This window comes from Dietzia sp. IBK-p2-15D (assembly GCF_057773105.1).
In genome coordinates, this window is sequence record NZ_JBYMTK010000103.1 from 1 (window position 1) to 445 (window position 445).

Here is a 445-nt window from a genome sequence, read left to right on the forward strand (position 1 = left end):
CCACCCAACACCTGAGCAGTAACCTGATCGGCGCCGTTACCGACAGGAACCACCTTGATTTGCGGGCGGTTCATCCGCGCATCGTTCACCACCTGGCGGGCAAACGCCGGCAGGCGGTTAATCGTCAGGCAGGGGCGCCCTTCCCGCTCGCGTTGCTTGCGGATTTCCTCCGGCCACTGTTCGCCCAAGCGAGCAAATTCCGTGTCCTCTAGGGCCGTGGCACGGTTCTCGGACTCGGCATCGGAAGCGTACTCGAATGCCTCCTTTGCTTCGCTGATGATGTCCGAGTCTTTAGCCATTCACGCCATCCAAGAGAATTCGGTTGCCGCCTCACGCACCCGCTCTGCCTCTACCTCGGGTTCTTGAATCACAATCGCGAGATAACGAAAGGCGTCGGCAGCGTGAGAGGTGTAATCGTGCAGCGGCCCCATGCTGACTTGCCGCT

Annotated in this window: 1 protein-coding gene; it reads right to left on the minus strand. The window is 60.4% G+C overall.

Features of this window, described 5'->3' with window-relative positions; all coding sequences use genetic code 11:
* Positions 1-299 (minus strand): portal protein (locus AC3DEV_RS17070; protein WP_488372885.1); only part of this gene is annotated, 299 nt, incomplete at its 3' end.
* Positions 300-445: the final 146 nt, after the last annotated feature.